This window comes from Microbacterium ginsengiterrae (assembly GCF_014205075.1).
Taxonomy (GTDB): Bacteria; Actinomycetota; Actinomycetes; order Actinomycetales; family Microbacteriaceae; genus Microbacterium; species Microbacterium ginsengiterrae.
In genome coordinates this window covers 2,188,665-2,212,029 of the sequence record NZ_JACHMU010000001.1, presented here as the reverse complement: position 1 = coordinate 2,212,029, position 23,365 = coordinate 2,188,665, and the positions used below count along the sequence as shown (strand labels likewise).

Sequence of the window (23,365 nt, the reverse complement as noted above, 5' to 3'; positions counted from 1 at the left end):
CCGGACGGGGTTATCCTGAAACGTCGTGCACGAGCGGATATCGGATCTGTCGATTCCAGCTCAGGCCTTCCGCCACCCCGATTCCACTGAGGAGACGCTTTGGCCACCACATCCACCGGCTCGGTTCCCACCGTGAAGGCGCCGATGGTCGCGCCGTCGGACATGCGCGTCATCTGGCTCCTGCTGGTCGCGGCGTTCGTCGCGATCCTCAACGAGACGACCATGGGCATCGCGATCCCCCATCTGAACACCGATCTCGGCATCCCGCCGGAACTCGGTCAATGGCTGACCAGCGCCTTCATGCTCACGATGGCGATCGTGATCCCCACGACGGGCTTCATCCTGCAGCGGTTCACGACGCGGCAGGTCTTCATCGCGGCGATGAGCGCCTTCTCGGTCGGTACGCTCGTCTGCCTGATCGCCCCCGGATTCGCCGTGCTGCTGCTGGGTCGCGTCATCCAGGCCGGCGGCACGGGCATCATGATGCCCCTGCTGATGACGACCATCATGAACGTCGTCCCTGCGCAGTCGCGCGGACGCATGATGGGCCGCGTCGGACTCGTCATCTCGCTCGCCCCCGCCATCGGCCCGACCCTCGCGGGTGCCGTGCTCGAGACCATGAGCTGGCGCGCCCTGTTCGCGATCGTGCTTCCCATCGCGCTTGTGTCGCTCGGAATGGGCATCAAGTGGATGACGAACCTCGGCGAGACGAGGGACGTCCCCATCGACGTGCTGTCGATCGTGCTGTCCGCCATCGGCTTCGGCGGTGTCGTCTACGGACTGAGCCAGTTCGGTGGCGAAGGCGAGTCGGGTGGGGCCACCACCGGTGTGATCGCTCTCGTCGTCGGCGCCGTCGGCCTCGCACTGTTCGTCTGGCGTCAGCTCGTGCTGCAGCGCGGCGACCGCGCCCTCCTGGACCTGCGGGTGTTCCGCACCTCGAACTACACGATCTCGGTCATCGTCATGGCGATCGTCGCTATGGCGATGTTCGGCACCCTCACGCTCCTGCCGCAGTACCTGCAGAACGTCGCCGGTCTGAACGCCCTGCAGGCGGGCCTCATCCTCCTGCCCGGCTCGGTGCTCATGGGTCTGCTCGGCCCGGTGATGGGGCGGGTCTACGACGCCCGTGGCACGCGCGTGCTGCTCATCCCCGGGACGTTGATGATCAGCGCCGCCCTGTTCTTCTACGCGACCGTCGGCGAGACGACGGCGTGGTGGCTGCTCGTCATCTCGCAGACGTTCATGTCGGTGGGTCTTGCGATGTCGTTCACCCCGCTGTTCTCGTCATCGCTGGGTTCGCTGCGCCGCCACCTGTACTCGCACGGCTCTGCGGCGCTGAACACGATCCAGCAGGTCGGCGGTGCCGCCGGGGTGGCGCTGCTGATCGTCGTGTACTCGTCGGTCCTTCACGCCGGAGAGCAGCAGGGTCTCGAGACCGCAGCGGCCGGGGCACCGGGCGCTCGTCTCGCCTTCCTCATCGCGGCGCTCATCTCGCTCGGCGCGGTGGCACTGAGCCCGTTCGTGCGCAAGCCCGCGGACGACGTGGACGCACAGTTCGCCGGAGGCCACTGACCTCTGGCGATGGGGTCACTCGCTCGGCAGGGCGCAGTGACCGCCGCAGCAGTTGCCGGCGTTCGCGTCGCCGAGGAGGTTGAGGCCGGCGGGAGCGGCCGGCGGCTGCACGTCCTGCGTGACATCAGGTGTCTGCGAAGCGGTCATGCAACCATGCTACGCCCGTATTGTGTGAGGGCGCGTCAAGGGGGTTGGACACGGCGTCCTGACCGTCTCAGACTCGTGCCATGGTGCGCGATGACCCACAGGAGGAGCCGCTCGGCGAGGAGAGCCGTGCCGGCGACGGCCGCGACGAGACGGAGAACGAGCGCGCCGACCGCAACTGGGAGGAGCTCATCCAGGAGCTCCGTGTCATGCAGACCGGTACGCAGGTGCTGTCGGGCTTCCTGTTGGCGGTCGCGTTCCAACCGCGCTTCACGGAACTTGATGCACTGCAGGTGGGTCTGTATCTCACGCTCGTCGGCCTCGCCGCCCTCGCGACGGTCCTCGCCCTCACCCCGGTCGGCATGCACCGTTCCCTGTTCGCGCAGGGACGCAAGCCGGAGCTGGTGCGCGTGGCGTCGCGGATCGTCAAGGCGAACCTCGTCGTCGTCGGCGCACTCAGCGTCGGGGTCACAGCGCTCATCGTCGACTTCACCCTGCAGCGCTGGCTCGCGGTCATCGTGCTGATCTTCGGAACCCTCGTCGTCATCGGACTCTGGGTCGCCCTGCCGTTGCGTGTCGCGCACGCCACCCGCCGGTGACGGGCGGGCATGCCGTGTCGCGCATACGGTCTGACATACGGTGAGACGATGCTGCGTCAGATCATCGCCCGCGCGTTCTGGACGGTGAGCCGTTGGCGGCTCTCCAGCGAACCGGCCCCCGACCGCCCGAGTGTCCTCATCGGGGCACCGCACACGTCGAACTGGGACTTCGTGCTCATGCTCGGCATCGCCTGGCGACTGGGGATCGACGTCCGCTGGCTCGGCAAGTCGAGCCTGTTCTCCGGCTGGCGCGGCCCTCTCATGCGGCGCCTCGGCGGCATCCCGGTCGACCGGACGGATCCCAGCCGCGTCGTCGCCGATGTCGTCGCACGGATCCGAGACGGTGAGGTGTTCGGTCTGGTCGTCACCCCCGACGGCACGCGCGGCAGCAACGCCTACTGGAAGTCCGGGTTCTACCGCATCGCACGCGAGGCGCAGATGCCGGTCACCCTGGGGTTCGTCGACCGCACGACGATGACAACAGGTCTCGGTCCGACTTTCGAGCTCACCGGTGACGTTGGGGCCGACATGGATCGCATCCGGGAGTTCTACGCGGACAAGTCCGGCCTGCGTCCCGCGCTGCGGTGTGAACCGCGTCTTCGCGAAGAGAATGCCACGGACTCCTCGTCGTGATGCAACCCCCTGGACAGGGATCGCTGCCCTCGCGAGACTCGTTCGCATGAGCGCTTCCCCTTCCCCGCAGATCACTGTCCGTCGGATCACTCGAGAGGACGCCGGTGAGGTCCTCACGGTGCAGCGGGCTGCATTCGTGTCGGAAGCACTGATCTACGGAAGCGTCGACATGCCTCCGCTGACGCAGACGCTCGAACAATTGGAGACCGAGATCGCGGAGAACGACGGGTGGGTCGCTCATGCCGGTACCCGGCTCGTCGGCGCGTTGCGCGCGATTCAGGACGGCGAGCTGCTGCTGATCGGTCGCATCGCCATCGCCCCGGACATGCAGGGAGAGGGGATCGGGCGTGCGCTGCTCGAAGCGGCGGAGCAGGGCAGCACCGCGGCGGAGGCCGAACTGTTCTCCGGCAGCTTGAGCGAGGCGAACATCCGCCTCTACGAGCGGTGCGGGTACGTCGAGAGCCAGCGGGTGCCCCAGGATGACGGCACCGAGCAGGTCTTCCTCCGCAAGGATCTCAGAGCGTCTCGGCACTGAGCCGCATCACGCGGCCGCTGTCTCCCGCTGCGCACCGGTGACGCGGGAGTCGAGGAGCCGCACGTACGCCACGAGCACGCCCGCGACCAATGCCCCCGCTCCCCCGGCGGCCATGTCGCCGATGGTGTCGTCGTACTCGACGAAGATGTTGTCGCTGATGAACGTGAATCCCAGCCACTCGATCATCTCCCACAGGGCGCTGAGCGCGAGCCCGAGGGCGGTCGTGATGACGATCCCCACCGCGGCGCCATGGTGTGGTGTTCCCGGCAGCGGCAGGATGCCGAGCCGCGCGAGCAGGAGGTAGGCGACTCCGGCCAACACCCCGGTCGCCACGAAGTGCACGATGATGTCCCAGCCGACGACCGTCCGATAGATGTCGAAGACGTTGCTCCAGGCGGCGACGAGGACGGTGATGCAGTACACGACATCGGCAGAGCCGCGCAGCCCGACGAACCGCGGGGCGACCAGCGCCGGGGTGGCGAGAGCGAGGATGCCGGCATCGGTCGGTGAGTACATCACGAGCGCGACGACGACGCTGAGGAAGCCGATGAGGCGCAGCGCGTCGGCCGCCCATTCCGCGGTGGTCCGCGGCGGAGTCAGGAAGGTGTCGATCATGCGGATCCCCCGGTCGTCGTCAGTATGCGTCCCTCAGCGCGTGAACGCAGATGTCGCCACCGACGCGGGGGGAAGTCGTCCGGCCAGTGGATGACGACGGTGCGGAACCCGCGCCGGACACGTCTGCGGAACGAGCGGAGATCGGAGAACGGGCGCATCGAGATGCCCATGGGTTCGCCGAGGAGGGTCCCCAACCGGTGTTCTCTGCCGAGGTGGTAGGCGAGGTCGAGATCGTCGTGGAGCTCGGAATCGTCATAGTGCACGTGTGCACGGACCGCCGTCCAGGCGTCGCGCCGCATCGCCAGATTCGATCCGAACAGCGGACGGTGTCCGAGAGCGGGAGATGTGAGTGTGGCGTACGCACCGAGGTAGAGACCGGCGGCCCAGCGCCGGCATCCGACCGGCCCGTCGATGAAGCGGGCGTTACCGGTGAACGCGCTGATCTCAGGCTGCGTGCGGAAAGCGGCGAAGACCTCCTCCACCCACGTGGCGGGAGGAATGCAGTCGGCGTCGAGGCGCAGGATCAGGTCCGCTTGTGCGGCGTCGTATCCCGTCGCCGCCGCGGCAGGGATCCCGGGCTGTGCGCAGGGAATGACGCGCGCGCCGAAGGCTGCGGCGACCTCGGCGGAGTCGTCGCTGGAGTTGTTGTCGACGACGATGATCTCATCGGCGGCGACCGTCTGCGATCGCAGTGCAAACAGGCAACGCTCCAGCAGCCGCGCATCGTCCTTGACGGGGATGACGATGGCCGCGGTGAGCCGAGGCCCCGGCGCTTGCGGTACAGAGTCGTCCCCCGACCTCCGTGGCTGCCGAGGGCGGACACGGTGGCCGGGGGACGCAGAGTCTGTCACCTCGCGACGTCTCCTCGCCAGGCGCCGGTCTCGGACCCACGACGCTCGATGAACTCCTTGAAGTTCTGCAGGTCCTTCTTCACGGCGTGCGATCCCGCGCCGAGGACGGATCCGGCCTTCTCCACGAAGCCCTCCGGCTCCCAGTCGATCTGCACCGTGACGCGAGAGGTCGCGTCGTCGAGCTTGTGGAAGGTCACGGCACCGGCGTGATCCGCCTCGCCACCGGTGCTCGTCCATGCCACCCGCTCCTCGGGGTGCTGCTCGGTGATGACGGCGTCGAACTCGCGCTCCGCGCCTCCGATGTTCACCTTCCAGTGAGTCGTGGTGTCGTCGATCTGCGTCAGCGACACCACCTCGTCCAGGAATTCGGGGAAGCTCTCGAACTGCGTCCACTGGTTGTACGCGACGTGTACGGGTACTTCGACGTCGACGGTCTCAACGATCTGCGCCATGATGGCTCCTCCTCGTGTCGGTTTCTGGTCTGCATCCAGTCAGCCCGATCGGCGGGCTGAGCGACAAGGGGTTGACACGGTTGTGCCGCACTGTGCTACCTCCGGAGATGGGAGATCCCTCACAATCCTGCCACGAACTTGATCGACGTCGCCGGGTGAGGAATCGTAGCCCGGACATGTTCTGACCGGAGCATGTCCGCGAACGGAAGGAGAGCGTTGTGCTCACCCTGACCGAGAATGCAGATGCCGTCGTCACCACGATCGTCGGCCAGCAGGATGCCAGTGCAGACGCAGGTCTGCGCATCCAGACCGCGGAGGGACAGGGCCCCAACGGCGAAGCACGTTTCGCCGTGCACGTCGTCCCCTCCCCCGAGCCCGCAGACGTCGTCGTGGAGGGCGCCGCCAGCCGGGTGTTCCTTGAGGACGGCGCCGCCGATGCCCTGTCGGACAAGGTGCTCGACGCCGGTGTCGACGAGCAGGGCGCCGTGAGCTTCACGATCCTGCCACAGCCGGCCTGAGAGCGATCGATCGAAAGGGTGGGGTGCTCCGGCATCCCACCCTTTTCCGTGTCATCCGTCAAGCCCCTTCATCCGCGGGCGGGGCTGAGCCATCGTGGGATGACACCCGCTTCCGCAGACGCGGCAGAGCACGCAGAGAAGAACGGAGAACACCATGGCAGAACTCGATGGCAAGAAGGTCGCATTCCTGCTCACTGATGGATTCGAGGACAGCGAGCTGACGAGCCCGTGGGGTGCGGTGACGGATGCCGGGGCACAGGCCCAGCTCGTCTCCCCCGCCGGTGTCAAGGTCACGGGTAAGAACGGGCACGAGCAGCGCGTCGACCTCGCGGTCGGCTCCGCGGACCCCGACGCGTTCGACGCGCTGGTGCTGCCCGGCGGAGTCGTGAACGCCGACAACCTGCGCATGGACGCGGACTCCGTCGCGTTCGCGAAGGCGTTCTTCCAGGCGCACAAGCCCGTTTCGGTCATCTGCCACGGCGCGTGGATCCTCATCGAGGCCGACGTCGTGCGCGACCGCAAGATCACCAGCTACCCGAGCCTTCGCACCGATCTCCGCAACGCCGGTGCGACGTGGGTCGACGAGGAGGTCGTGGTCGACGACGGTTTCGTCTCCAGCCGCACTCCTGACGACCTGCCGGCGTTCAACGCCAAGACCGTCGAGGAGATCGCTGAGGGTGCCCACGCCGGTCAACACGCCTGATGACCGTATACCGCATCGATGGTGAAGAGGTCGGCGGCATCGCCGACCTCTTCACCGCGTTCAATCGCGAGTTCATGCGCGATGAGGACTGGCAGATGGGCGAGAGCCTCGATGCGCTCGACGACGTCCTCCATCGTCTTGAGAGCGAGACCCGTGGCGGCGATCCGGCGGTCGTCATCTGGGAGGCGCACAGGCACAGCAGGGAGGCCCTCGGATACGAGGAGACCCAGCGCTGGCTGCTCCGCAAGCTCGCCCACCCGTCCGCCTACGACGAGGCGCGCATCATGTCCGAATTGGATGATCTGCGCTCAGGGACCGGCCGGACCTACTTCCATCGTGTCATCGCCGTCTTCGCCGACCACCCACTGGTCGATCTGCAGTTGCACTGAGCCTGCCTGCAAGACTCAGTCCCAGTCGAGGTATTCCTCGATGATCACGGCCGTCTCGATCGGATGGGTCACCGGGAAGAAGTGATCGGCACCGACGAGGCTCTTCACACTCGCCCGCTCGGGGGCGGTCGCCTGCAGCCGTTCGCCGTTCACCGGTGGTGTGACGGTGTCCTCCGAGCCCTGGACGATGAGCACCGGGATCGCCGGAGCGAGCGGCGTCTCGTCGTGCTCGGCACCGAGCAGGAGCAGTCCGTTCACGCGGTCGGTGTGCGCCGCGGCGAACGCACGTGCCACGGTGCCGCCGAAGCCGTGGCCCCCGATCCAGGTGTCGGTGAGGCCGAGGTGATCGATCACGGCCCGTACGTCATCGATGTGCGTGTCGGCACCCGATCCATCGGATGTCAGGCCGATGCGGATGACGTGAAAACCCGACTCCTCGGCGAGGTAGTGCGCGACGACGCCGAGACCGTCGCCCTCGAGCTCTCGATCCGTCACGAGCACGAGAGACACCGGCCCCTCGCCCTCCACGACGTACGGCACGGCACGGCTGTCCGCTTCGAAGATGCTCTGCTGCGTCACTGGGTACCCCTGTCTGCGTTGCCGATGGCCGGCCACCGGCGCGGACCGCACCGGACCTGCGCCGAGCCGAGTTCCGATTTTACATCGACGCCCGCCCCCGCCCGCAGGCGCTCATTCCGCGACACACCGGTTCACGCAGCGACGGGGACCTCGCTCGCCTCGGCCTGCGTGGTGACCGACGGCCTGGCGTTCCGGGGCAGGAGCGGCGCGACGAACCAGAGCACGAGCCCCACGGCCACCCACGCGAGCAGGATCATCGCCGCCCCGGCTCCCCCTGCGCCGTCGAAGTAGGCGACCGAACGCACGAGGGTGCCGGCGGATCCCGGCGGAAGCAGCTGACCGATCAGCGCGACACCGCCGGGGAGCCACTGCGCCCCCGTGCCGATCCCTGCGAACGGGTTGCCGACGAACATCATCACCATCGCCGCGGCGGTGAAGCCCTTGGCTCCGAAGCACTCGTTGAGCGCCGCAAGAGGAAGTGCCAGCGCCGCGATTCCGAGGGCGACGCTCAGGGCGACGGGAAGGACGGCGCCGGTGAAGCTGCCGAACACGTACTTGAGCACGACGGCGACGACGAGGCCACCGATCACGCTGAATCCGGTCAGGCCGGCGAAGATCCATCCGCGGCGCCCCGGAAGGAGACTGCGGAACGCCACCGCCGGGACGATCCCTCCGAACACCAGCGGGAAGGCGAGACCGCCGATACCCACGCCCGTCGGGTCGGTGTCCGGCAGGGGAACGACGTCGACCACCTCGAGGACTGCGCCGATTCCGGCGGCCACCGACGCGCCCGCGGTGCTGACGGCGCCGGCGATCGCCGTCGATCCCGCCCCGGCGACGTACACGGTCACCGCCGATTCGGTGAGATCGAACCCGCCGACGACCTCGCGCTCCCGGATCGCCTGCTCGAGGTCCGCGACATCGTCGTAGCCCTCGGGAACGAACGCGCCCGGCGAGTCCTCCTCCAGGAGCTGTGCCGCCGACTGCACCTGATCGGGGGTCCCGACGAGGCCGATGTGAAGGTCGCGCGGTCCTGCCATGAGCGACGGCGAGATGAAGAGCATCAGCAGGGCGACGAGGATGACGGAGAGAGCGACGGTGAGCCCGAGCCAGGTGAGGGCGGGCTTCGCTCCGGATGCGGTGCGGGTCATGGATCCTTCTCAGCAAGCGGAGGCATTTCCTCCGCTTTACCGGATGATATTCCTCCGGTTTAGGGTGGAAGTCAAATCGAGGAGGCCCACATGAGATCCGACGCCGCGCGTCGACGGCAGTCGATCATCACGAGCGCCCGCCACCTGTTCGCCGAGCGCGGTGGAGACGTCCCGCTGGAGACGGTGGCTGCCGAGAGCGGCGTCGGTATCGCGACGCTGTATCGCAACTTCTCCTCACGCGACCACCTCGTCCGCGCCGTGATCGACGACATCGTCCAGCAGATCCTCGATGTGGTCGCCGAGGCCGATGCCGCGGCCGCGACAGACCCCACGAGCGCATGGACGGGCCTGATCGACCGCCTCATGAGGACAGAGCTCGGCGCACTCACCGACGGCCTCGGAGTCGGCACGTCCACTCCCACTGATCCCGGGTCGACCGGATCAGCCCTCGCGGCCATCCAGCAACCGGCCCTCGACGCGCTCGACGGGCTGTTGACCCGCCTGCAGAGCGGTCGGGTCATCCGTGACGACATCACGGCGCTCGGCACCGTGGCCGCGATCGCGACCATCACTCGCCCGCAGGTGGCGACGATCCGCGCCGCCGCTCCCGAGGTCCCCGCCCAGCTCGCAGCGGCCTATCTCGAGTGGAGTCTGCGCACCTGAGCGCAGCGGACCTGCAGCGATGGGCTCCGCCGGCTGCGGCAGACTGAGAGCATGGACGATCTGCGCGATCTGCGCGTGCTCCCCGGCCCCGGCGCTCCGCGCGGCCTGCGGGTGCCGGCCGCAGAACTCACCGAGCAGTTCTCCCGTGCCTCCGGTCCCGGCGGGCAGGGAGTGAACACCACAGATTCTCGCGTGCAGCTCAGCCTCGACCTCGGCACCACCACAGCACTCGACGAGATCCAGCGCGAGCGCATCATTCGGCGACTCGGTGCGCGACTGGTCGGCACGGTTCTCACCATCACCGCATCCGAGCATCGTTCGCAGCGCCAGAACCGACTCGCGGCGAAGGAGCGGATGGCCGAGCTGCTGCGCGCGGCTGTCGCTCCGACGGCCACGCGCCGCCAGACCCGCCCTACGAAGGGGTCTCAGCGACGGAGGCTGGAGGGCAAGCGTCGCCGTTCGGACACGAAGGCGGGCCGCAGGCGGCCGGATGCATCGGGGTGAGGGCTCGCTCGCACGAATGGCGGCGTCCTGCTACGGTCGCTCACACGACGCAGAGGGAGGTGCCATGATGCCACGCTCGACGGCTCACGACGCCCTCGCTCCCGCTGCACAGGCCGCACGCTGGTGGGTCGACGGCCCGATCTTCTCCACGGATCGTCGCGGCGAGCGCATCACATCGCTGGCACCGGGAGCCCGGCCAGGGGCGCTCGGGACGGGCACCGTCTTACGCGCGATCGCGGTGTTCGCCTTTTGGGCGATCTTCGGCTTCTTCGCTCTGAGTCGGGTGGCCGTGCCGTTCCCCGTTCCATGGGTGGAGGAGATGTCGCAGCAGTGGTGGTGGTACGTCATCGTCGGGGTCGGGGCGCTGATGCTCGCAGTGTTGGGCACCTTCGGGTTGTACTCGACGGTCCTCGCGCGTTTCGGTCAGCACCGCGTGGCGGCGCTCGTCGTCGGCTTCCCGGCGACTCTGGGCGTATCAGTCGCGCTTCTCGCGCACCTGCGCATCTTCGCGGTGTATCTGAGCGATCCTCCGTCGGGTGTGCCTGCCTGGCAGCTGCCCGATCCCGAGGTCACGATGATCTTCGCCGCGGTCGCCGTCGTGGTCGCAGTGGCTCTGCTGCTCGCGATCCCGTTCGTCGGCGCCGCTGCCCGTCGGGCGCAGCGGCGCATCGCACACATGCGGGAGACCGGCACCCGCACCACGGGGACGCTGAAGCAGAGGATCTTCACGCACACACAGATCGGCACGCTCAGCCAGTTCGAGACCGTCGTCGAGGTGGAACTGCCCGAGGGGCCGGTGCGGGTGAAGGCGCACATGAGCACCGCGCCCGGCCGGGTTCCGCTCGTCGGCGAACCTCTGGCCGTGTTCTTCGCGCGGCGCACCGTCCGGGGCCGCGTGCGCACCGACTGTCTCATCGAACCGGATGACGCCCGACCGCTGAGGTTCGAATCGGACTCCTCGCAGTTCACCGTGGCCTCGGACGGCGGTGGCGGCGGCTGACCCGGCTCGTCCGAACTCGCGGTCAACGGCGGCGTGTCGCGCGCGCCTCGAACTCGGCACCCCACTGATCCATGGCGGCGACGATAGGGCCGAGGCTGTGACCGAGCTCGGTCAGCGCATACTCGACGCGAGGTGGGACCTCCGGGTGCACCGTCCGCTCGACGATCCCGTCCTCCTCGAGTTCTCGCAGTTGGCGCGTGAGTGTCTTCCGGTTGGCGAGGGGCACGAGGCGCCCCAGCTCGTTGAACCGTCTCTTCCCCGCGGACAGGTGCTTGATGAGCGTCAACTTCCATGTCCCGCCCACCACCGACACCGCCACCTCGACAGGACACACCTCCACTGCGCGCGCGACAGGCAACCGCAAGATTCCTCCTCAGTGACATAAATGTCCGTACTTGCCGCTTCCATCCTGCCTCGGCAGTCTGGGCGACATGCCCTGCACCGACGAAGCCCGAACGATCCTCTGGGTCAGTGCCCATCCGGAGCCGCGTTCTCTCACCGGCAGCCTCCGACGCGACGGGATCGCCCATCTGCGCGGCGCCGGCCTGGCGGTGCTCGAATCGGACCTCTACGGGATGGACTGGGACCCGGTCATGCGCCCGCGGGACGCCGGCCACGAGGCCGGACCTTCGAGTCCCTTCCGCGCCACAGCGGACATCCGACTCGCCTACATCGAGGGGAGGCAACCGAGCGACGTGCAGGCGGAGCTGGCGAAGCTCCGCCGAGCCGACGCGCTGATCCTCCAGTTCCCCCTGTGGTGGTACGGGATGCCGTCAATCTTGAAGGGCTGGTTCGATCGGGTGTTCGTCAGCGGCTTCGCCTTCGGCAAACACCCCGGCACCGGACGGCGGCTCCGCTTCGAACAAGGCCCGTTCCGCGGGAAGAGAGCCCTCGTCGCCACCACGTTGGGCGACCGACCGCGCTCCATCGGCCCGCGTGGCAAGTCCGGGGAGCTGACAGAGCTGCTCTTCCCCCTCCTGCACGGCACGCTCGCCTACACGGGCATGTCTGTGCTCTCCCCCTGGGCCCAGGCCAGCGCCGATCGCATCGAGAGTTACGACACCGTCCGGGACGGTTTCCTCCGCCGCCTGGACGGCCTGTTCACCGACGAGCCCATCCCATATCGACCGCAGTTCACAGGCGAGTACACGTCGGAGTGGGAGCTCGAGGACCACGTCGTCCCTGGCGAGACCGGGCTGAGCATCCACGTCGGAGACGCTCCCCGTGGCGAGGATCGCCGCCCGTAGACGTCACTCGTCACACATCGGCGAACAGAGAGTGAACGTTTCCCTCCGGATCCGCGAAGAACCCGGTGAACTGGCCCCACTCCCGCAGCGCCGGCCGCCCCGTCGGCGTCGCCCCGGCGGCCACCACCTGGTCGTAGCGCCGCTCCACCTCGTCCGCGCTGTCGCACTGAAGGTTCAGTTCGAACGCCTGGTCGGTGAATGGCGCGGCATAGGCCGGATGCCCGTCGGTGACCTCGCTCATCGATCGACGAGAGAAGATCGCGACGCGGACCCCTTGTCCCCCGAACGCCACGTACGCCTCTTCGCGAACCTCCACTTCCCAGCCGAGTGCGCGCTCATAGAAATCAGCGAGAACAGCCACATCGTCGGCGAGCACAGTGATGCCTTCGAGATGAACCGTCATGAGCCGACGATAGCCGGGGCGTCCGACAGAGCGACTGCCCTGCGGTTCGACGCATGTGCTCAGACGTTGAAGCGGAACTCCACGACGTCGCCGTCCTGCATGACGTAGTCCTTGCCCTCGAGACGCGCCTTGCCCTTCGCGCGGGCCTCGACGACGGAACCCGTCTCGACGAGGTCGTCGAAGGAGATGACCTCCGCCTTGATGAAGCCCTTCTCGAAGTCCGTGTGGATGACCCCAGCGGCCTGCGGGGCCTTCGACCCCTTGGGGATCGTCCACGCACGGGCCTCCTTGGGCCCTGCGGTGAGGTAGGTCTGGAGACCGAGAGTGTCGAAACCGATGCGGGCGAGCTGGTCGAGGCCGGATTCTTCCTGGCCGGTGGACGCCAGCAGCTCGGCGGCATCCTCCGGGTCGAGGTCGATGAGCTCGGATTCGATCTTGGCGTCGAGGAAGATCGCCTTCGCCGGTGCGACGAGCGCCTCCAGCTCGGCCTTCCGCGCGGCATCCGTCAGCACGCTCTCGTCGACGTTGAACACGAAGATGACAGGCTTCGAGGTCAGCAGGCCCAGCTCCTTGATCGGCGCGAGATCGATCCCGCTCACCGAGAGGAGCTGACCGCGCTCGAGGGCGTCCTTGGCGGCGTTGGCGGCCTCGAGCACCGACGGGTCGAGCTTCTTGCCGCGCACCTCCTTCTCGAAGCGGGGAATGGCCTTCTCGACGGTCTGCAGATCCGCGAGCATGAGCTCGGCGTTGATGGTCTCAAGGTCGCCCTGCGGGTTGATCGCCCCGTCGACGTGAACGACGTCGTCGTCGACGAATCCGCGCACGACCTGGGCGATGGCATCCGCCTCGCGGATGTTCGCGAGGAACTGGTTGCCGAGCCCCTCCCCCTCGCTGGCGCCCCGTACGATGCCGGCGATGTCGACGAAGGACACCGTCGCCGGAAGGATGCGCTCGCTGCCGAAGATCTCGGCGAGCACGTTCAACCGCGAATCGGGGAGGTTCACCACACCGACGTTCGGCTCGATCGTCGCGAACGGATAGTTCGCCGCGAGCACGTCGTTCTTGGTGAGTGCGTTGAAGAGGGTGGACTTGCCGACGTTGGGCAGGCCGACGATGCCGATAGTGAGAGCCACGGGGGAAGAGTCTACCGGGGCCGGCTGAGGCCGCCCTCTCCCACGACCGCGAGCACATCTCTCAGCGAACGGCCGTCGTGATGGGGCACGTCGACCTTCGGCGGTGCGGCACCCGTGCGGTTGACCCAGACCGCCTGCATCCCGGCGCGTACAGCCCCCTCGACGTCCGCAGCGAAATCGTCGCCGACGTGCACCGCCCCACCGGCGTCCGCGTCCAGACCGGCGAGCGCATGCCGGAACACCTCGACGTCCGGTTTGAGGATTCCGAGATCCCCGGAGGTCACCACGAGATCGAAACGGTCCCGGATGCCGGCGGCGGCGAGCTTACCGCGCTGGAACTGCGCCGGTCCGTTCGTGATCAGCCCGACGGCGACACCGCGCGCTCGAAGCGCGTCGAGGACCTCGGCGGTCTCCTCGAACGGAGTGAAGGTCACCCGTTCCGCGCTGAGATGCAGGTCGACGGCTTCATCGACGAGCGAGCGATCCCCCTGGCCGTAGCGCTCCAGGGTCCGCCGCCAGATGTCCCGTGGGAGGGCGTCATCACTCAGGGGTCCCCGCATCCACGAGTCGCCGAGTGAGGCCCAGCCCTGTTGCCAGGCCTCGACGTTCGCCGCGAGGATGTCGTCCGCGCCGAACCCGTGTCGGGCGGCGAGCGCCCTCGCCGTGCGGCGCACGGCCTCTTCCGCTCCGTCTCGGACCAGCGTGTCGTCCAGGTCGAAGAACACGGCGCGGACGGCCACGGTCAACTCCGCACTGCCCGGTACGCCCTCGTCACGTACGGCATCTCGATCGTCTCGTCCGCGCGCAGTCCGAGCTCGTCGAACAGCCGGTCCATCTCCTGGTGGATCGCGCACCGCTCGTCCTCGGATGCCGTGATGAGGTGACTGCGCGAGTCCGCCATCCGGTGCAGCTGCGCACGCGTCATGGCCCGCGACCACTCCCACTGCCCCGCTTCGACCTCGCGGAAGGGTGCGGCGATCGTGGGTCCGCCCGCCGCGAGCATCTCTTCGGCGGCGCTCGAGTGCATGATCGCCGTGAGACGCCGCACCCAGGCGACACGACTGTCGCGCGTGTTCCAGATCAGACCGAGCACGCCGCCGGACCGCACCGTGCGGCCGATCTCCGTACTGGCCGCAGCCGGGTCCACCCAGTGCCACGCCTGACCGAGCACGACCGCATCCAGGCTCGCATCGGGCACCGGCATCCGCTCGGCCGTCCCGACGAACGTCGGAACGCCGGGAACAGCGGAGCGCAGCGTCGCCAGCATCTCGGGGTCGGGGTCGACCGCGACGACCTCGGCATCCGGCGCATCGGCCAGCACGCGGGTCAGCTTGCCCGTGCCGGCGCCGACGTCGGCGATGCGGCGCGATCCGTGCGGCATGTTCTCGAGCATCCACGCGACCGCGTCGAAGGGATAGTCCGGCCGAGCAGCCTCGTAGTCGGCCGCCGCCGCACCGAAGGATGTCGCCCGCCCATCATTCATGCCGCCAGCATACGTACACCACGACCGGATGCCGCGACCACCGGCGAGCCTGCTGCCCGCGCCCGCCGCACGGGACGAGAGTGAAGACGTGCCATTGGACTTCACCGCCATCGATTTCGAGACCGCGAACTCCAGCCCGGCATCCGCCTGCTCGGTCGGACTCGTCCGCGTGAGGGACGGCGAGGTCGTCGCCACCGCCGGATGGCTCATCCGTCCCCCCGTCGGCCATGACGAGTTCCAGGAGTGGAACGTGCGGATCCACGGCATCCGCCCCCAGGATGTCCTCACTGCGGCGACGTGGATCGAGCAGTTCGACCGCCTGTGCGATTTCGCCGGCGCCGACGTCCTCGTCGCGCACAACGCCGGGTTCGATCTGAAGGTGCTCCGCACGGCGGCCGCCGTCACCGAACTCGTCTGCCCGCCATACCGATCACTGTGCAGTCTTCAGGTGGCGCGCAAGGTGTACGACCTCGAGTCCTACCGACTGCCGCTCGCCGCGGCAGCCGCCGGTTTCGCGGAGTTCTCGCACCACGACGCCCTGGCGGATGCCCGCGCCTGCGCGCAGATCGTCATCGACGCCGCCCGACGGACCGAGGCGGGGGACGTGCACGAGCTGGCCGCCGGGCTCAGCCTGCGCCTCGCCGAGCCCCCGGCGCTCGTCGCTGAGGTCCAGGCCGCCTGACCCCTTTTACCCGGGCAGGGGACGCGCCGGAGCGCTCGGCGCGCGAGAATGAGGGCATGACGAATCCATCCGGAGACTCCCCGGTCAGCCTCGAGGTCATCGAGGGCACCTTCGACCTCGCCCGGCAGGGCCGCACGGGTCCGCTCGGCGAGATGATCGACGCCGGGGTCCCGATCGACCTTCGGAACCCGCGCGGTGACACGTTCCTCATCGTCGCCACCTACGCGGAGGAAGCGCACACCGTCGCAGATCTCATCCGCCGCGGCGCCGAGCTGGACGCGGTCAACGCCAACGGTCAGACCGCTGTCGCATGCGCGGTCTTCCGCAAGAACGAGACCCTGTTGCGGATGCTGCTGGACGCGGGCGCCGACCAGCAGGCGGGCGCGCTGTCCGCGATGGCGATCGCGGATCAGTTCGGCCTCTCGGACATGCGTGCCGTGCTCGAGGAGTACGCCGCGAGCTGATCGCCTGCGGGGCGCCGCGGTCGCGATGTCGGAGACCCCCGGCATCATGGCGGTATGGATGCTCCGATGATCGCTCTGCTCTCCGCCGCCGCCATCGCGGCCGGTGTGGCCGTCGGCTGGTTCGCGCGATCGGCCAGAGATGCCGCTGCACAGTCGCAGGCGCGGGCGGACCTGGCACGCGCGGAGGCCGAGATCGCCGCGCTCCGCGACGACAGGGACCGGCAGTACGACCTCTATCGGGATGCCGTCGATCATGCCCGCACGCAGCAGCGCGCGGAGGCCGAGCGCGTCCAGCAGCAGAACGCGGTGCTGACCGCGCTGGCGCCGGTGCGGGAATCGCTGCAGCAGATGCAGAACAAGGTCGCCACGCTCGAACAGGAGCGGCACGCGCAGTTCGGCTCCCTCGCTGAACAGCTGCGGAGGGCGCAGGAGTCCGACGAGGCGCTTCGGGCGACGACGGAATCCCTTGCCGGAGCCCTGCGGTCCACGTCGACGCGCGGCGTCTGGGGCGAGACACAGCTGCGACGCGTCGTCGAAGCGGCCGGCCTCACCCGGCATGTGGACTTCGACCTGCAGTCGACGATCTCGTCCGACCGCGGCCAGGGTCGCCCTGACATGGTGGTGCGGCTCCCCGGCGGCACCTCGATCGCCGTCGATGCGAAGGTCCCCCTCGACGCCTACCTAGAGGCGAGCGCACTGGTCGGCGACGTGAACGAGGCGCAGCGGCGCTCACTCATGCTGAAGCACGTCAAGGCCGTCCGCGCCCACGTCGACGCACTGGCGAAGAAGGCCTACTGGGCGGGTCTTGAGGCCAGTCCCGAGTTCGTCATCTGCTTCCTGCCGAGCGAATCGCTGCTGGCCGCCGCGATCGACGAGGACCCGGCGCTTCTGGACTACGCGTTCGGCAAGCGGGTCGCGTTGGCCTCCCCCGTCAATCTGTGGGCCGTCCTGAAGACCGTCGCCTACACGTGGACCCAGCAGGAGGTCTCCACCGAGGCACGCCGTCTGCTCACGCTGGGGACGCAGCTCTTCGACCGCCTCGGTACCCTGGCCGGTCACGCGGATGACCTTCGTCGGGCTCTGGAGCGCACGGTCGACAGTTACAACAAGTTCGCGGGATCCCTCGAGGGCCGTGTGCTCGTCACCGCGCGACAGTTCCCCGGCATCGACGCATCGACACTCGACTCGACAACGCCGATCGAGAGCGGGACGCGCAAGTTCACCGCGCCGGAACTGATCGGCGACGCCCCGAAGGGCCGCATCGAGGCCGACCTCGGTCCGATCCGGCAGCGTGCAGGCGGCACCGTGTCGATCGAAGACGCAGAAACGCTCGACGTGACCGAGACTCAGGCGCTGTAGGGCACCCAGCTCAACAGAGCGATCACGAGGCCGGATGTCACGACGAAGGCGCCGATCATCCACCACGAGCTGAGCTCGTGCCCTTCGGCTCGACGCACACGGAAGAGCACATCGGCGCGGCGGGCAGGATCGACGTTCGCGGGAGCGGGCGTGGCGGCTGCTGCCGCTGCGGCGCGGGCGGCTTCATCCTCCGGAGAGATGCGAAGGATCCGTCCGGTGTCCGTGGTGACCATCTTCACCGGAGCGGACTTCCTGTCGTTGCCCGTGTGTCCCGCGGTCATGCCTCACCCTCCTGGAAACCGCCGAGGATGAACTCCCGGCGACACGTCCATTGTGCCAGCAAAGCCTGATAACACTCGGAGGGCTCTCCCTGGAACGGCGCAGCGGCCGGTCAGAGCCACTTCGAGACGAGGTGCTCCGATGAGATGCGGCGGAGGGTGCCGGAGGCGCCGCGCAGCACGACCGACTCCGTGTAGACGTAGTTGCCTTCGCGGCGCACGCCCGCGACGAGCTGGCCGTCGGTGACCCCCGTCGCAACGAACAGGGTGTTGTCGCCCTTCACGAGGTCGTCGGCCTCGTACACGTGATCCATCTGCAGTCCGGCATCGATGCCGCGCTGACGCTCCTCGTCGTCGCGCGGCCACAGGCGGCCCTGGATGTGACCGCCGAGGGCCTTGATGGCGCAGGCGGTGACGATGCCCTCGGGGCTGCCACCGACGCCGACGCACATGTCGGTGCGCGCACCGTGGCGGGCGGCGTTGATGCCGCCGGCGACATCGCCGTCGCTCATCAGGCGCGTGCCGGCGCCTGCGTCACGGATCTCTTCGATGAGCCGTTCGTGGCGAGGACGGTTCAGTACCGACACGACGAGTTCGTCGACCTGCTTGCCGAGCGCCTTCGCGAGCCGGCGGATGTTCTCCCCGACGGGCAGCCGGATGTCGACGACTCCGACACCCGCGGGTCCCGTGACGAGCTTGTCCATGTAGAAGACGCTGGACGCGTCGAGCATCGTGCCGCGGTCGGACACGGCGATCACCGACAGGGCGTTCTGGCGTCCGGCGGCGGTGAGCGAGGTGCCGTCGATGGGGTCGACGGCGATGTCGCACTCCGGGCCGCGCCCTGAGCCGACGACCTCGCCGTTGAACAGCATCGGCGCGTTGTCCTTCTCGCCCTCGCCGATGACGACTCTGCCCTGGAAGTTCACGGTGCCGAGGAACGCACGCATGGCGTCGACGGCCGCGCCGTCAGCGGCCTCCTTGTTCCCGCGGCCGATGAACGGCACCGCACGGATCGACGCCGCCTCGGTCGCGCGCACCAGCTCGAGCGCGAGGTTTCGATCGGGACGCAGCGGGCTCATATCGGCCGTCAGACTCACCATGGGGTCAGCCTATCCAGCACAGCGATCAGTAAAGCGGCAGTTTCCGCCTCATTAAGGCGAAGGAATTGCGTTTCTTAACACTGGCGAAGGCCGCGTGCCGCGACCGGAGCCCTCGGCCCCATCCGCGGCCATCGCCCCCGATAGAGTGAGGACTGTCCCGGCTTCATCTACCGCAGGAGATATTCATGCCCGTCGCCACTCCGGAACAGTACGCAGAGATGCTCGACCGCGCGAAGTCCGGAGGCTTCGCGTACCCCGCATTCAACGTCTCCAGCTCTCAGACGATCAACTCCGTCCTCCAGGGACTCACCGAAGCCGGATCCGACGGCATCATCCAGGTGACCACCGGCGGCGCCGACTACTTCGCCGGCCACACGGTCAAGGCTCGTGCCACCGGTGCGCTGGCGTTCGCCCGTTACGCGACCGAGGTCGCCAAGAACTACCCCGTCACGGTCGCACTGCACACCGACCACTGCCCGAAGGACGCCCTCGCCGGCTTCGTCGAGCCGCTGATCGCCGCCTCGGAAGAAGAGGTCAAGGCCGGACGCAACCCGATCTTCCAGTCCCACATGTGGGATGGCTCGGCTGTTCCCCTCGCGGAGAACATCGAGATCGCGAAGGACCTGCTCCCCCGCATGAAGAACATCAACGCCATCCTCGAGGTCGAGATCGGCGTCGTCGGCGGCGAGGAGGACGGCGTCGCCCACGAGGGCTCCAACGACGCGCTCTACACCACCTTCGCCGACGTCGACCAGGCCGTGCAGGCTCTCGGACTCGGCGAGCAGGGCCGCTACATCGCCGCCCTCACCTTCGGCAACGTCCACGGCGTCTACAAGCCCGGTGGCGTGAAGCTGCGTCCCGAGCTCCTGGGCGAGATCCAGCAGCAGGTCGCCGCCAAGTACAACACCGGCGCGAAGCCCCTCGACCTCGTCTTCCACGGCGGCTCCGGCTCGACGGATGAGGAGATCGCGACCGCGGTCGCCAACGGCGTCATCAAGATGAACATCGACACCGACACGCAGTACGCATACACGCGTGCCATCGCCGACTACATGTTCAAGAACTACGACGGCGTGCTCAAGGTCGACGGCGAGGTCGGCAACAAGAAGCAGTACGACCCGCGCGCGTGGGGCAAGATCGCCGAGTCGGCGATGGCCGCCCGCGTGGTCGAGTCGACCCGCCAGCTCGGCTCCTACGGCCAGTCCAAGAGCTGACACCCGCACGACCATCGACGATGCCCCGGCCAGCACGGTCGGGGCATCGTCGTATCAGGACAGCGCCCCAAGGATCAGGACGCGACGTACCAGAGCCCGACGTTCAGGACGCGACGCACCTGAGCCCGACGGTCAGGACGCGAGGTAGGCGATGAAGGCGGGGTCGCTCATCATCGGCACCGCGATGCAGAACGACGCCACAAGACCCGTGGCGACGGCGCCGACGAGCGGCACCCACCAGGTGAGGCGCCCCGTGCGCAGCCGGCGCAGAGACAGCCACGCGGTGAGCACCCATCCGACCACGAGGACTGCCGCCGCGACCGTGCCCCAGATCTTGCCCTGTGCGAAGTTCGTGAACTCGCCCTCGATCCCCAGGATGGCCATGCTCTGGTTCATGACGTCGGGAAGGTTCAGGTACGACATTCCCGTCATGAACACGTTGATGACGCCGTAGGCGAGCAGCCCGATCGTGACCACGCGATCCCAGGGGCGACCGGCGGGCTTCACCACGCTCTCCTGCGGGACGCCTGTCCGCGCGGGAGGCGGCGGAGCGGGAGCCAGTGTCTGCGGCGCGACGTCCTCGACGGGTGGCAGTCCACGGAGCAGGCGCTGCTCCTCCGGCGTCGCGTACTCGCCGTACCGAGGACGATCGGTCATGGCGCGGAAGTCCCGGTCCGGCCGCCGAGGGCCCGCGCGTCGCGCTGACCCGACGTGGTCTGACGCAGCTCCTTCGGCAGCGAGAACATGAGGTCCTCCTCCGCCGTGCGGATCTCCTCGATGTCCTCGTAACCGGCCGAGCCGAGCGCCTCGAGCACCTCACGGACGAGGACCTCGGGAACGGATGCTCCGCTCGTCACGCCGACCGTGGCGACACCGTCGAGCCACTCCTGCTTGACCTCTTCGGCGTAGTCGACACGGTATGCGGCCTTCGCCCCGTACTCGAGGGCGACTTCGACGAGGCGGACACTGTTGGACGAGTTCGCCGATCCGACGACGATGACGAGGTCGGCATCCTTCGCGACCTTCTTGATCGCGACCTGACGGTTCTGGGTCGCGTAGCAGATGTCATCCGACGGCGGGTTCTGCAGGTCGGGGAAGCGTGCGCGGAGACGGTCGACCGTCTCCATCGTCTCGTCGACCGACAGCGTGGTCTGCGACAGCCAGACGACCTTCGACGGGTCCTTGACCACGACGGTGTCGGCCTCCTCCGGGGAGTTGACGACGGTGACGTGCTCCGGCGCCTCGCCCGCCGTGCCCTCGACCTCTTCGTGACCGTCGTGCCCGATGAGGAGGATCTCGAAGTCGTCGCGTGCGAACCGGACCGCCTCGCGGTGAACCTTCGTCACCAGCGGGCAGGTGGCATCGATCGCCTGGAGACCGCGGTCGGACGCGGCGTTCACGACGGCAGGCGACACGCCGTGCGCGCTGAAGACGACGTGAGCGCCCGGCGGGACCTCGTCGACCTCTTCGACGAAGATCGCGCCCTTCTCCTCGAGCTCGCTGACGACGTGGATGTTGTGCACGATCTGCTTGCGCACGTAGACCGGCGCACCGTAACGTTCGAGCGCCTTCTCGACGGCGATGACGGCCCTGTCGACACCGGCGCAGTAGCCGCGGGGCGCGGCGAGCAGAACGCGCTTCGCGCCGTCAACGGGGTTATTCTGAAGCCGCGCCGCCCGCGCTCGCGGGATGCGGGGAACGGGAAGATGTACGGTGGCCTGGCTCACACCTCGAGTCTACCGACGGCCACCCATGAAGGGCCTGGGCGACCGCTCAGGCGCACAGCACACGAAAGGTCCGGATGACGGTCTTCCAGGCATCCGCCACGAACGGCGAAGCCCCACCCGCTGACGCGGTCGCGCCACGGGACTCCACCGCCGACGCGCCGACGTCCGTCGCACGGCTGAACGGCACCATCAGGGACTTCGTCGCCCGATGGAACACGGTCTGGGTCGAGGGCGAGATCACCTCGTGGAACGTCCGCGGTGGCAACGTCTTCGGTCGTCTCAAGGACACCCAGTCCGACGCGCAGATCTCCATCCGCATCTGGTCGAGCGTTCGTGCGCGCATCCCCGCGGACCTCGGCGTCGGCGATCACGTGGTTGCCGCGGTCAAGGCCGACTACTTCGTCAAGGCCGGCGACTTCAGCTTCACGGTCTCGAGCATGAAGCACGTCGGACTCGGCGACCAGCTCGAGCGGCTCGAGAAGCTGCGGGTGCAACTGCGCCAGGAGGGGCTGTTCGACCAGTCGCGCAAGAAGCAGCTGCCCTTCCTTCCGCACTGCATCGGGCTCATCACCGGCGAGCGCTCCGACGCCGAGAAGGACGTGCACCGCAATGCCGAGCTGCGCTGGCCCCAGGTGCACTTCCGCACGGCATACGCCGCCGTCCAGGGTGACCGCTGCGTGCCGGAGACCCTCGCCGCCCTCGCGCGGCTCGACGCGGACCCCGAGGTCGACGTCATCATCATCGCCAGAGGCGGTGGTGACCCGCAGACCCTGCTCGGGTTCAGCGATGAGCGCCTGGTCAGGGCGGTGGCCGCGGCATCCACCCCGATCGTCTCGGCGATCGGGCACGAGAACGACCATCCCCTCCTCGACGACGTCGCCGACCTCAGGGCGTCGACCCCCACAGACGCGGCCAAGCGCGTGGTGCCGGATGTCGGAGAGCAGCGCGCCCTCATCGGCCAGCTGCGCGCACGGGCGACATCACGCCTGACGCAGCGCATCACCCATGACATCGCACAGCTCGAGCAGCTCCGCTCCCGCCCTGTGCTGCGCTCCCCCGACCCGATCATCGCCTCACGCGCCCAGGAGCTCTGGCTGCTGCTGTCCCGCGGCCGGGACACGATCGGACGACAGCTCGACGCCGCCGCACGCAAGACCAGCGAGCTGCGGGCCTCACTGCGTGCGCTCTCCCCTGCCGCCACTCTCGCCCGCGGCTACGCGATCGCCCATCTCGACGGCGGCGTGATCCTGCGCGACGCCGCCGACGCCCCGGCCGGCACCGATCTGACGATCACGCTCGATCGCGGCTCGCTCTCCGCGCGCTCCGACGGGGAGATCCCGGAGGCCGGCTGATCGACGCACGCGTCG

At 68.3% G+C, this 23,365-nt stretch carries 31 protein-coding genes; 16 read left to right on the top strand and 15 right to left on the bottom strand.

The window, feature by feature from the left end; genetic code table 11:
- Positions 1–144 precede the first annotated feature (144 nt).
- Positions 145–1,572, top strand: coding sequence for an MDR family MFS transporter (locus tag HD600_RS10800; RefSeq protein WP_184284823.1), 1,428 nt, complete (start codon positions 145–147; stop codon positions 1,570–1,572).
- A gap of 15 nt (positions 1,573–1,587) precedes the next feature.
- Here the strand turns inward: HD600_RS10800 and HD600_RS15070 are convergent, their stop codons facing one another.
- Entirely contained in the window at positions 1,588–1,719 is a 132-nt protein-coding gene (locus HD600_RS15070; protein ID WP_260980465.1) for a hypothetical protein, read from the bottom strand.
- Between the two features lie 80 nt (positions 1,720–1,799).
- On the opposite strand from HD600_RS15070, the gene HD600_RS10795 reads away from it, so the two are divergent.
- From HD600_RS10795 to HD600_RS10785, 3 genes are read left to right on the top strand one after another with little or no spacing between them, the layout of a single operon-like run.
- Complete coding sequence (locus HD600_RS10795) at positions 1,800–2,315, top strand: DUF6328 family protein (protein ID WP_184283615.1); 516 nt, start codon at positions 1,800–1,802, stop codon at positions 2,313–2,315.
- Positions 2,316–2,363: 48 nt separating this feature from the next.
- On the top strand, positions 2,364–2,948 hold the full coding sequence (locus tag HD600_RS10790) for a 1-acyl-sn-glycerol-3-phosphate acyltransferase (RefSeq protein WP_184283613.1): 585 nt from the start codon (positions 2,364–2,366) through the stop codon (positions 2,946–2,948).
- A gap of 46 nt (positions 2,949–2,994) precedes the next feature.
- On the top strand, positions 2,995–3,483 hold the full coding sequence (locus tag HD600_RS10785) for a GNAT family N-acetyltransferase (protein WP_184283611.1): 489 nt from the start codon (positions 2,995–2,997) through the stop codon (positions 3,481–3,483).
- A gap of 6 nt (positions 3,484–3,489) precedes the next feature.
- Here the strand turns inward: HD600_RS10785 and HD600_RS10780 are convergent, their stop codons facing one another.
- From HD600_RS10780 to HD600_RS10770, 3 genes are read right to left on the bottom strand one after another with little or no spacing between them, the layout of a single operon-like run.
- On the bottom strand, positions 3,490–4,098 hold the full coding sequence (locus tag HD600_RS10780) for a DUF2238 domain-containing protein (protein ID WP_184283609.1): 609 nt from the start codon (positions 4,096–4,098) through the stop codon (positions 3,490–3,492).
- Entirely contained in the window at positions 4,095–4,949 is an 855-nt protein-coding gene (locus HD600_RS10775) for a glycosyltransferase family A protein (RefSeq protein WP_338402218.1), read from the bottom strand. Before HD600_RS10775 ends, HD600_RS10780 begins: the two co-directional genes overlap by 4 nt.
- Positions 4,946–5,401, bottom strand: a complete 456-nt coding sequence (locus HD600_RS10770) for an SRPBCC family protein (RefSeq protein WP_144795657.1) — start codon at positions 5,399–5,401, stop codon at positions 4,946–4,948. Before HD600_RS10770 ends, HD600_RS10775 begins: the two co-directional genes overlap by 4 nt.
- Positions 5,402–5,619: 218 nt before the next feature.
- On the opposite strand from HD600_RS10770, the gene HD600_RS10765 reads away from it, so the two are divergent.
- The 3 genes from HD600_RS10765 to HD600_RS10755 all read left to right on the top strand — a co-directional run bounded on the left by HD600_RS10765 (position 5,620) and on the right by HD600_RS10755 (position 7,011).
- On the top strand, positions 5,620–5,919 hold the full coding sequence (locus HD600_RS10765; RefSeq protein ID WP_144795658.1) for a Fe-S cluster assembly protein HesB: 300 nt from the start codon (positions 5,620–5,622) through the stop codon (positions 5,917–5,919).
- A gap of 154 nt (positions 5,920–6,073) precedes the next feature.
- On the top strand, positions 6,074–6,622 hold the full coding sequence (locus HD600_RS10760; RefSeq protein ID WP_184283607.1) for a type 1 glutamine amidotransferase domain-containing protein: 549 nt from the start codon (positions 6,074–6,076) through the stop codon (positions 6,620–6,622).
- On the top strand, positions 6,622–7,011 hold the full coding sequence (locus HD600_RS10755; RefSeq protein WP_184283604.1) for a barstar family protein: 390 nt from the start codon (positions 6,622–6,624) through the stop codon (positions 7,009–7,011). Before HD600_RS10760 ends, HD600_RS10755 begins: the two co-directional genes overlap by 1 nt.
- A gap of 15 nt (positions 7,012–7,026) precedes the next feature.
- On the opposite strand, the gene HD600_RS10750 is transcribed toward HD600_RS10755, so the two are convergent.
- Both HD600_RS10750 and HD600_RS10745 read right to left on the bottom strand, forming a co-directional pair.
- On the bottom strand, positions 7,027–7,590 hold the full coding sequence (locus HD600_RS10750) for an alpha/beta fold hydrolase (RefSeq protein ID WP_184283602.1): 564 nt from the start codon (positions 7,588–7,590) through the stop codon (positions 7,027–7,029).
- A 131-nt stretch (positions 7,591–7,721) separates the two neighbouring features.
- Positions 7,722–8,741 (bottom strand): ABC transporter permease, encoded by a 1,020-nt coding sequence (locus HD600_RS10745; protein WP_184283600.1) that lies wholly within the window; start codon positions 8,739–8,741, stop codon positions 7,722–7,724.
- 90 nt (positions 8,742–8,831) lie between these two features.
- Between HD600_RS10745 and HD600_RS10740 the strand changes: the two genes are divergently transcribed.
- The 3 genes from HD600_RS10740 (at position 8,832) to HD600_RS10730 (ending at position 10,908) form a co-directional block, all read left to right on the top strand.
- Positions 8,832–9,404: a TetR/AcrR family transcriptional regulator gene (locus HD600_RS10740; RefSeq protein ID WP_184283598.1), complete on the top strand. Its 573-nt coding sequence runs from the start codon at positions 8,832–8,834 to the stop codon at positions 9,402–9,404.
- Between the two features lie 60 nt (positions 9,405–9,464).
- Positions 9,465–9,908 (top strand): alternative ribosome rescue aminoacyl-tRNA hydrolase ArfB, encoded by a 444-nt coding sequence (arfB, locus tag HD600_RS10735; RefSeq protein WP_184284821.1) that lies wholly within the window; start codon positions 9,465–9,467, stop codon positions 9,906–9,908.
- A 64-nt stretch (positions 9,909–9,972) separates the two neighbouring features.
- The gene (locus HD600_RS10730; RefSeq protein WP_184283596.1) at positions 9,973–10,908 is read left to right on the top strand and encodes a hypothetical protein; all 936 of its coding nucleotides are present in this window, start codon (positions 9,973–9,975) and stop codon (positions 10,906–10,908) included.
- 22 nt (positions 10,909–10,930) lie between these two features.
- Here HD600_RS10730 and HD600_RS10725 read toward each other — a convergent pair whose 3' ends face one another.
- The gene (locus HD600_RS10725; RefSeq protein WP_184283594.1) at positions 10,931–11,272 is read right to left on the bottom strand and encodes a winged helix-turn-helix transcriptional regulator; all 342 of its coding nucleotides are present in this window, start codon (positions 11,270–11,272) and stop codon (positions 10,931–10,933) included.
- 67 nt (positions 11,273–11,339) lie between these two features.
- Between HD600_RS10725 and HD600_RS10720 the strand changes: the two genes are divergently transcribed.
- Positions 11,340–12,155 (top strand): NAD(P)H-dependent oxidoreductase, encoded by an 816-nt coding sequence (locus HD600_RS10720; RefSeq protein ID WP_184283592.1) that lies wholly within the window; start codon positions 11,340–11,342, stop codon positions 12,153–12,155.
- A 10-nt stretch (positions 12,156–12,165) separates the two neighbouring features.
- Here HD600_RS10720 and HD600_RS10715 read toward each other — a convergent pair whose 3' ends face one another.
- From HD600_RS10715 to HD600_RS10700, 4 genes are all read right to left on the bottom strand, one after another.
- A complete protein-coding gene (locus HD600_RS10715; RefSeq protein ID WP_206705725.1) occupies positions 12,166–12,531 on the bottom strand; it encodes a VOC family protein in 366 nt (121 codons plus the stop codon).
- 86 nt (positions 12,532–12,617) lie between these two features.
- The gene (ychF, locus tag HD600_RS10710) at positions 12,618–13,691 is read right to left on the bottom strand and encodes a redox-regulated ATPase YchF (protein ID WP_184283587.1); all 1,074 of its coding nucleotides are present in this window, start codon (positions 13,689–13,691) and stop codon (positions 12,618–12,620) included.
- A gap of 11 nt (positions 13,692–13,702) precedes the next feature.
- Positions 13,703–14,431 (bottom strand): HAD-IA family hydrolase, encoded by a 729-nt coding sequence (locus HD600_RS10705; RefSeq protein WP_184283584.1) that lies wholly within the window; start codon positions 14,429–14,431, stop codon positions 13,703–13,705.
- A 2-nt stretch (positions 14,432–14,433) separates the two neighbouring features.
- Positions 14,434–15,174, bottom strand: coding sequence for a class I SAM-dependent methyltransferase (locus HD600_RS10700; RefSeq protein ID WP_184283582.1), 741 nt, complete (start codon positions 15,172–15,174; stop codon positions 14,434–14,436).
- Between the two features lie 88 nt (positions 15,175–15,262).
- Between HD600_RS10700 and HD600_RS10695 the strand changes: the two genes are divergently transcribed.
- The 3 genes from HD600_RS10695 to HD600_RS10685 are packed head-to-tail and all read left to right on the top strand — an operon-like array spanning position 15,263 to position 17,679.
- Positions 15,263–15,856, top strand: a complete 594-nt coding sequence (locus HD600_RS10695; protein WP_184283580.1) for an exonuclease domain-containing protein — start codon at positions 15,263–15,265, stop codon at positions 15,854–15,856.
- A 56-nt stretch (positions 15,857–15,912) separates the two neighbouring features.
- Entirely contained in the window at positions 15,913–16,320 is a 408-nt protein-coding gene (locus HD600_RS10690) for an ankyrin repeat domain-containing protein (protein ID WP_144795745.1), read from the top strand.
- Positions 16,321–16,374: 54 nt separating this feature from the next.
- Entirely contained in the window at positions 16,375–17,679 is a 1,305-nt protein-coding gene (locus HD600_RS10685; RefSeq protein ID WP_184283578.1) for a DNA recombination protein RmuC, read from the top strand.
- Here the strand turns inward: HD600_RS10685 and HD600_RS10680 are convergent.
- The gene (locus HD600_RS10680) at positions 17,667–17,960 is read right to left on the bottom strand and encodes a hypothetical protein (RefSeq protein ID WP_144795747.1); all 294 of its coding nucleotides are present in this window, start codon (positions 17,958–17,960) and stop codon (positions 17,667–17,669) included. The genes HD600_RS10685 and HD600_RS10680 overlap by 13 nt on opposite strands.
- A 110-nt stretch (positions 17,961–18,070) precedes the next feature.
- Positions 18,071–19,057, bottom strand: coding sequence for a class II fructose-bisphosphatase (gene glpX, locus HD600_RS10675; protein ID WP_184283576.1), 987 nt, complete (start codon positions 19,055–19,057; stop codon positions 18,071–18,073).
- 185 nt (positions 19,058–19,242) lie between these two features.
- Here glpX and fbaA point away from each other — a divergent pair, with 185 nt between their 5' ends.
- Positions 19,243–20,271, top strand: a complete 1,029-nt coding sequence (fbaA, locus tag HD600_RS10670; RefSeq protein WP_144795749.1) for a class II fructose-bisphosphate aldolase — start codon at positions 19,243–19,245, stop codon at positions 20,269–20,271.
- 132 nt (positions 20,272–20,403) lie between these two features.
- Here the strand turns inward: fbaA and HD600_RS10665 are convergent, their stop codons facing one another.
- Together HD600_RS10665 and HD600_RS10660 are read right to left on the bottom strand one after the other, a co-directional pair.
- Positions 20,404–20,928, bottom strand: coding sequence for a DUF6264 family protein (locus tag HD600_RS10665; protein WP_184283574.1), 525 nt, complete (start codon positions 20,926–20,928; stop codon positions 20,404–20,406).
- Positions 20,925–21,962, bottom strand: a complete 1,038-nt coding sequence (locus tag HD600_RS10660) for a 4-hydroxy-3-methylbut-2-enyl diphosphate reductase (RefSeq protein WP_184284820.1) — start codon at positions 21,960–21,962, stop codon at positions 20,925–20,927. Before HD600_RS10660 ends, HD600_RS10665 begins: the two co-directional genes overlap by 4 nt.
- 110 nt (positions 21,963–22,072) lie before the next feature.
- On the opposite strand from HD600_RS10660, the gene xseA reads away from it, so the two are divergent.
- A complete protein-coding gene (gene xseA / locus HD600_RS10655) occupies positions 22,073–23,350 on the top strand; it encodes an exodeoxyribonuclease VII large subunit (protein WP_144795751.1) in 1,278 nt (425 codons plus the stop codon).
- Positions 23,351–23,365: the final 15 nt, after the last annotated feature.

Coding starts and splice junctions, on each gene's coding strand:
- HD600_RS10685 (WP_184283578.1), top strand. CDS start 16,375: ATGGATGCTCCGATGATCGCTCTGCTCTCCGCCGCCGCCATCGCGGCC.
- HD600_RS10730 (WP_184283596.1), top strand. CDS start 9,973: ATGATGCCACGCTCGACGGCTCACGACGCCCTCGCTCCCGCTGCACAG.
- HD600_RS10795 (WP_184283615.1), top strand. CDS start 1,800: ATGGTGCGCGATGACCCACAGGAGGAGCCGCTCGGCGAGGAGAGCCGT.
- HD600_RS10800 (WP_184284823.1), top strand. CDS start 145: ATGGTCGCGCCGTCGGACATGCGCGTCATCTGGCTCCTGCTGGTCGCG.
- HD600_RS10790 (WP_184283613.1), top strand. CDS start 2,364: ATGCTGCGTCAGATCATCGCCCGCGCGTTCTGGACGGTGAGCCGTTGG.
- HD600_RS10665 (WP_184283574.1), bottom strand. CDS start 20,928: ATGACCGATCGTCCTCGGTACGGCGAGTACGCGACGCCGGAGGAGCAG.
- fbaA (WP_144795749.1), top strand. CDS start 19,243: ATGCCCGTCGCCACTCCGGAACAGTACGCAGAGATGCTCGACCGCGCG.
- HD600_RS10680 (WP_144795747.1), bottom strand. CDS start 17,960: ATGACCGCGGGACACACGGGCAACGACAGGAAGTCCGCTCCGGTGAAG.
- glpX (WP_184283576.1), bottom strand. CDS start 19,057: ATGGTGAGTCTGACGGCCGATATGAGCCCGCTGCGTCCCGATCGAAAC.
- HD600_RS10720 (WP_184283592.1), top strand. CDS start 11,340: ATGCCCTGCACCGACGAAGCCCGAACGATCCTCTGGGTCAGTGCCCAT.
- HD600_RS10745 (WP_184283600.1), bottom strand. CDS start 8,741: ATGACCCGCACCGCATCCGGAGCGAAGCCCGCCCTCACCTGGCTCGGG.
- HD600_RS10770 (WP_144795657.1), bottom strand. CDS start 5,401: ATGGCGCAGATCGTTGAGACCGTCGACGTCGAAGTACCCGTACACGTC.
- HD600_RS10760 (WP_184283607.1), top strand. CDS start 6,074: ATGGCAGAACTCGATGGCAAGAAGGTCGCATTCCTGCTCACTGATGGA.
- HD600_RS10700 (WP_184283582.1), bottom strand. CDS start 15,174: ATGAATGATGGGCGGGCGACATCCTTCGGTGCGGCGGCGGCCGACTAC.
- HD600_RS10740 (WP_184283598.1), top strand. CDS start 8,832: ATGAGATCCGACGCCGCGCGTCGACGGCAGTCGATCATCACGAGCGCC.
- HD600_RS10785 (WP_184283611.1), top strand. CDS start 2,995: ATGAGCGCTTCCCCTTCCCCGCAGATCACTGTCCGTCGGATCACTCGA.
- xseA (WP_144795751.1), top strand. CDS start 22,073: ATGACGGTCTTCCAGGCATCCGCCACGAACGGCGAAGCCCCACCCGCT.
- HD600_RS10780 (WP_184283609.1), bottom strand. CDS start 4,098: ATGATCGACACCTTCCTGACTCCGCCGCGGACCACCGCGGAATGGGCG.
- HD600_RS10755 (WP_184283604.1), top strand. CDS start 6,622: ATGACCGTATACCGCATCGATGGTGAAGAGGTCGGCGGCATCGCCGAC.
- HD600_RS10690 (WP_144795745.1), top strand. CDS start 15,913: ATGACGAATCCATCCGGAGACTCCCCGGTCAGCCTCGAGGTCATCGAG.
- HD600_RS15070 (WP_260980465.1), bottom strand. CDS start 1,719: ATGACCGCTTCGCAGACACCTGATGTCACGCAGGACGTGCAGCCGCCG.